Annotated in this window: 3 protein-coding genes; 1 reads left to right on the top strand and 2 read right to left on the bottom strand. The window is 74.1% G+C overall.

All coding sequences use genetic code 11. From position 1 onward, the window contains the following. Positions 1-84: 84 nt before the first annotated feature. A complete protein-coding gene (locus tag GQS09_RS26780; protein ID WP_165990122.1) occupies positions 85-1,869 on the bottom strand; it encodes a biotin carboxylase N-terminal domain-containing protein in 1,785 nt (594 codons plus the stop codon). A 420-nt stretch (positions 1,870-2,289) separates the two neighbouring features. Here GQS09_RS26780 and GQS09_RS26775 point away from each other — a divergent pair, with 420 nt between their 5' ends. Then, the gene (locus tag GQS09_RS26775; protein WP_207958325.1) at positions 2,290-2,901 is read left to right on the top strand and encodes a hypothetical protein; all 612 of its coding nucleotides are present in this window, start codon (positions 2,290-2,292) and stop codon (positions 2,899-2,901) included. Here GQS09_RS26775 and GQS09_RS26770 read toward each other — a convergent pair. Then, on the bottom strand, positions 2,882-3,520 hold the full coding sequence (locus GQS09_RS26770; protein WP_165990121.1) for a nucleoside triphosphate pyrophosphatase: 639 nt from the start codon (positions 3,518-3,520) through the stop codon (positions 2,882-2,884). The two genes, GQS09_RS26775 and GQS09_RS26770, sit on opposite strands and share 20 nt — an antisense overlap. Positions 3,521-5,320: the final 1,800 nt, after the last annotated feature.

Here is a 5,320-nt window from a genome sequence, read left to right as displayed (position 1 = left end):
CTGCGCGCGGAATGCGCGGGCCCGTCGCCGCCGGCCCGCGGCGGGCGCGGTGAGCGGTGACGGGCCCGCGCACGGTACGCCGGGTCAGTCCTTGATCTCGCAGATCATGGCGCCGGAGGACAGGGTGGCGCCGACCTCCGCCTTGAGTGCCTTGACGGTGCCCGAGCGGTGGGCGTTGATCGGCTGCTCCATCTTCATCGCCTCCAGGACGATGACCAGATCGCCCTCGGCGACCTGCTGGCCCTCCTCGACCGCGACCTTCACGATGGTGCCCTGCATCGGCGAGGCCAGGGTGTCGCCGGTGGACCCGGAGGCCGTCCTGCGCGCGCCGCGCCGGCGGGCCGGCTTGGCGCCGCCCGCCACGGCCGCCCGGGCCAGCGGGAGAGCGAGCGTGGCCGGCAGCGAGACCTCCAGCCGCTTGCCGCCCACCTCGACCACGACGGTCTCGCGGACGTTGCCCAGCTCCTCGTCCTCGGCGGCGGCCCCCGGCTGGCTGAACGGCGGGATCTCGTTGACGAACTCGGTCTCGATCCACCGGGTGTGGACGGCGAACGGCTGCCCGGCCGAGCCGGTCACCTCCGGCGCGAAGGCCGGGTCGGTCACCACGGCGCGGTGGAAGGGCAGCGCCGTGGCCATGCCCTCGACCCGGAACTCGTTCAGCGCGCGGGCCGCCCGCTGCAGGGCCTGCTGCCGGTCGGCACCGGTGACGATCAGCTTGGCCAGCAGGGAGTCCCAGGCCGGACCGATCACCGAGCCGGACTCCACGCCGGAGTCCAGCCGCACACCCGGGCCGGACGGCGGCACGAAGGCGGTCACCGTGCCCGGGGCGGGCAGGAAGTTGCGGCCCGGGTCCTCGCCGTTGATGCGGAACTCGAAGGAGTGGCCGCGCAGCGGCGGGTCGTCGTAGCCCAGCTCCTCGCCGTCGGCGATCCGGAACTGCTCGCGCACCAGGTCGATGCCGCTCGTCTCCTCGGTCACCGGGTGCTCCACCTGGAGCCGGGTGTTCACCTCCAGGAAGGAGATGGTGCCGTCCTGGCCGACGAGGAACTCGCAGGTGCCCGCGCCCACATAGCCGGCCTCCCGCAGGATCGCCTTGGAGGCGGCGTAGAGCTGGCGGTTCTGCTCCTCGCTCAGATACGGGGCCGGGGCCTCCTCCACCAGCTTCTGGTGGCGGCGCTGGAGCGAGCAGTCACGGGTGGAGACCACCACCACGTTTCCGTGCTGGTCGGCCAGGCACTGGGTCTCCACATGCCGGGGGCGGTCCAGATAGCGCTCCACGAAGCACTCGCCGCGGCCGAAGGCGGCGACCGCCTCGCGCACCGCGGAGTCGTACAGCTCCGGGACCTCCTCCAGGGTCCGGGCCACCTTCAGGCCCCGGCCGCCGCCGCCGAACGCGGCCTTGATGGCGATCGGCAGGCCGTGCTCGCGGGCGAAGGCCACGACCTCCTCGGCGCCCGAGACCGGGTCCTTGGTGCCGGCCACCAGGGGGGCGCCGGCACGCTGTGCGATGTGCCGGGCGGCCACCTTGTCGCCGAGGTCGCGGATCGCCTGCGGCGGCGGGCCGATCCAGATCAGGCCCGCGTCGAGCACGGCCTGGGCGAAGTCGGCGTTCTCGGACAGGAAGCCGTAGCCCGGGTGGACGGCGTCCGCTCCCGAGTCCTCGGCCGCCTTGAGAACCTTGCCGATGTCCAGATAGCTGGCGGCCGGGGTGTCACCGCCCAGCGCGAATGCCTCGTCGGCGACCCGGACGTGGACGGCGTCCCGGTCCGGATCGGCGTAGACAGCGACACTCGCGATACCGGCATCCCGGCACGCCCGCGCCACGCGGACGGCGATTTCGCCGCGGTTGGCGATGAGCACCTTGCGCACGATGGCTCCCTCCTCGGAACAAGGCGAGTTTAGATAGCGGCCACACCTCCCGCCGAGGCGCACTCGGGGGTGAGCTTGCCCACACGGACAGTGAGCCGAGGCTGTGCCGAACGCCTTCTGGCCTTGCGTTCCAAGGTACGCGCCGGGCCAGAGTTTTCCTTGGAAACCGCCATGTGGCCAACGTCTCCACATTTCACACCCGTCACGGGCGGAAGGGTTATGTAGGTTCCCTACAACGCTGACCAGGATTCTTTTTCCGTGCGAGATCCGGGCGGCCGGGTCCGCCCTCCCGGAGGCGGGTGCGCGGGCGGATGCGGCGTACGAGCCGGGCGCGAGCGCGGCCCGATCCGCCCGGCCCCCGGGGCACCGGACGCGCCGTGCCCCTTGTCGGCGGCGTTACTCGGCAGTAGCGTGCGCCGCGTGAACCGGGGAAGGCGAATCACGGCCGCGGCGGCGGCAGTTCTGGTTCTGTGCGAGGCGCTGGCCATCGCCACCGCACAGTGGCTGATGGGCCTGGTGGTCCGGGCACAGCGGATGTCCATGGCGGGGCTGTCCACGGACACCATCGCCGGCACCACCTGGCTGGGCGGAGCGCTGCTCGGCGGGCTGCTGCTGGCCTGCGCCGTGCTCCTGCTGCGTGCCGCCGTGCGGGACCGCCTCGGCGGCCGGCCGGCCCGCGCGGTGCTGGCCTCCTGCCTGGTGGTCAACGCGGTGCTGGCGGTGCTGGCCGTCGGCATGGTCGGCTGGGGCGGGTTCACCGCGGCCATGGTGGTGTTCGGGCTGGTGCTGCTGGTGATGACGGCCTATCCGCCGGAGCCGCCGGTCCGCCCGGGGGAGCCGGAGGACCGTCCGCTGCCGCACCGGCCCGACGAGGCGGAGGACGGCCTCCCCGACCGGCCCGCCGCACCCGCGGCACCCGACGCACCCGACGTGGCCGTGGAGCCCGCCGGAGGCCCGGACCGGCCGGCGGCCGGCCCGCAGGGCGCGGCAGCCGGTGAGCCGGTGGCCGCGGTCAGCGCCACAGATCGGTGATCCGCACGTCCAGTCCGGCCAGCAGGCGGCGCAGCAGCGGCAGCGACAGCCCGATCACATTGCCCGGATCGCCGTCGACCGAGTCGATGAACGGCGCGGCCCGGCCGTCCAGGGTGAAGGCGCCGGCCACCTCCAGCGGCTCTCCGGTGGCCACATAGGCGGCGATCTCCGAGTCGGTCGGCTCACCGAACCGCACGGTGGTGGAACCGGTCGCCGACACCCGGCGCCCGCGGGCCGTGTCGATCACGCAGTGCCCGGTCTCCAGCACACCCGACCGGCCGCGCATCGCCTTCCAGCGGGCGGTGGCCTCCTCGGCGTCGGCGGGCTTGCCCAGCGCCTGCCCGTCCAGCTCCAGCACCGAGTCGCAGCCCACCACCAGGGCGCCGGCCGCCTCCGGCCGGGCCGCGACCGCCTCCGCCTTGGCCTCGGCCAGCAGCCGGGCCAGCTCGCCCGGCACCGGAGCGGACACCGACTCCTCGTCCACCCCGCTGACCATCACCTCGGGCGCCAGACCCGCCTGCCGCAGCAGGGCGAGCCGGGCCGGGGAACGCGAGGCCAGCACCAGCCGGCGCGCCGGACCGGGGCGGGAGGACGGGGCGGGGGCAGTGGCGTCGTTCATGGGGAGAAGGGTAGTCGGCGGCCCAGGGGGCGGCCGGGCGCCGCGGGACGCGCCCGGCGCCCCGGCCGGTCCGGGCGCCCGGCCGGGGCGGTTCGGGAGGGGGACGGGGCTCAGCTGGTGCGGTAGGCGTCGATCAGGGTCTGCACGGAGGTGTTGCCCTGCCGGTCGGTGAGGGTGGAGCGCAGCGAGACGGCCGTGCCGGCCGGCGGGTTGGTGACGGTCAGGGTGCCGTCCGTGACCTCGGCCGGCCGCCAGCCCGCGCCGCCNGCCGTGCCGGCCGGCGGGTTGGTGACGGTCAGGGTGCCGTCCGTGACCTCGGCCGGCCGCCAGCCCGCGCCGCCGTCGAAGGAGACCTCCACGGCCAGCGAGGCCAGATTGCCGCCCGCGGCCGGCCCCTCCACGGTGACCGGGATCCCGATCCGCTCGCCGCCCGGTGAGGTGGAGTCCAGCGCCAGGCCGGGCGCGAACCGCACCGCGCTGGCGCCGAGCTGCACGATGTCGGTGTCGTTCACATAGGCCGAGGTGAAGGTGTAGTCGAGCACCACCTCGGTGGTCACCGCGGCGACCCCCGACTCCTTGCGGCTGACCGTCGTCACCAGCCGGTACTCGGCCTCTTCCGGCGGCAGCTCGAACTCCGCCCAGTCCACCGGGGCGTCCGCGGTGTCCAGCACCTCGCCGTTGCGGTAGAGCACGGTCCGTGCCGAGTCGAACAGGCTGTCCCCGGTGCGGCCGGCGCCGTCCGCGAACGGCGACACCGAGGCGAAGAGACGGTCGCGGTAGCGGAACACCCCGCCGCCCTCGGCGTTCCGCCCCATCGTGGGCCCGAACACCCCGGTGTTGAAGGTACGGGTGTAGCTCTCACCGGGCTCCAGGGTCTCCGGCCGGCTGGAGTAGAGCAGCTCGAAGTCCTTCTCCCCGACCTGCATGTACTGCTGGCCCCAGGCCGAGCCCACCGCCTCGACATGGATGTCCCGGGTGTACGGCAGGTCCGTGAAGTCGCTGGACGACATGCCGACCGCGGCGGGGCGGGTGAAGACGGTGCCGCTCTTGCCCGGCACCGAGGTGCCCACCCCGGTGCTGATCCGGGCCAGGTCCCGAGCGCGCACCGCGTGCCGCAGACCGGTGAAGAAGCCGTCCTCGCCGACCTGGAAGCCGTGGTACTCGGTGCCGTCGTCGGCACGCCGGTGGGTGGAGCCGGCCGCGGAGTCGAGCGTGAACGGTGACGGCACCTGCCCGATCTGCCCGGTGCGCACCCCCTCCGGCGGACTGCCCAGGAACCAGCCCACGCCCACCTCGCCGTCCCCGGTGACGAGCCGGTACTGCATGTTCAGCGCGGTCTGTTCCGCCTCCGGGTCCGGCACGGTCATCGTCACCTCGCCGGCGTCCGCGGCGCGGTGCACCACGGTGGTGTCCCGGTTGAGCCGCACCGCCGGGGTCATCAGCCAGTCCACGGCCGTCAGCTCGGACCGGTCCGCCGGGCCGGTGAGGATGTTGGTGTCGACGAGATAGGTGCCGGCGGGCAGCCGCAGGGCGGCCCGCCCGTTCTCCGCGGTCACCGCGTGGAACTCGTAGGTCTCGGTGTCGATCGCATAGCCCTGGGCCCAGTCGGCGGGGCTGCCCGCGCGGTCGACGGTGTCCACGGTGAGGGTGAATTTCTCGGGTTCGCGGTCGACGGCGGCGGCGGTGCGGATGGTCTGGCCGTCGCCCTGGGCGGTGATGAAGAGGCTGTAGCCGCCGTGGAGTTCGCCGCCGGGGGTGGTGTCGGCGGTGACCTGGACGGTGGTGGTGCCGCCTGCGGGG

The organism is Streptomyces sp. YIM 98790 (genome assembly GCF_011421595.1).
GTDB lineage: Bacteria > Actinomycetota > Actinomycetes > Streptomycetales > Streptomycetaceae > Streptomyces.
Note: the sequence above shows the minus strand (reverse complement) of the source record. Positions and strands in the feature narration are given on the sequence as shown.